General features: G+C 60.0%; 1 protein-coding gene. It reads right to left on the reverse strand.

Annotated elements, in window-relative coordinates:
• Window positions 1-179: 179 nt before the first annotated feature.
• On the reverse strand, window positions 180-478 hold a 299-nt coding region (locus AC0L2Y_RS34595), incomplete at its 5' end, for a transposase (RefSeq protein WP_473562338.1).

The following is a 478-nucleotide window of genomic DNA, read 5'->3' on the forward strand; positions in this document are numbered from 1 at the left end:
AATGTATCCGGCCTCTCGCGAGTGGACTGCTGTTGCAGCCAGGCCATGATGAGATCCGCGCACGCCGTTCCCAATAAATGGTTCGGGCACAAAGCCCGCTTTTTTGCACAGGGCTTACGGCATGCTGATCCACTGTTTCGTCATCACTATTCCCGAGCCTTGCAATCGAGCCGAGAGGGTCAGGCGAATGCAGGATCCCTGCGTTCGTAGAGCGCTCCCGGCTTGGTCAGGACAACCCAGACAATGCGCGCCATCTTGGCGGCAAGTGCGACAACGGCTTTGTTCGGGTGCATACGGCTCTGCAACCCATCAAGCCAGCTTCCCAGGCGATCCCGGGTTCGATCCAGGTGACGGAAGCATGATCGCGCGCCATGAACGAGGAGCTTGCGGACGTAGCGGTTCCCGCGCTTGCTGATGCCAAGGAGCTTCTGCTTGCCTCCGGTCGAGTATTCTCGAGGGACCAGCCCCAGCCATGCGG

This window comes from Mesorhizobium sp. WSM4830, from assembly GCF_055811495.1.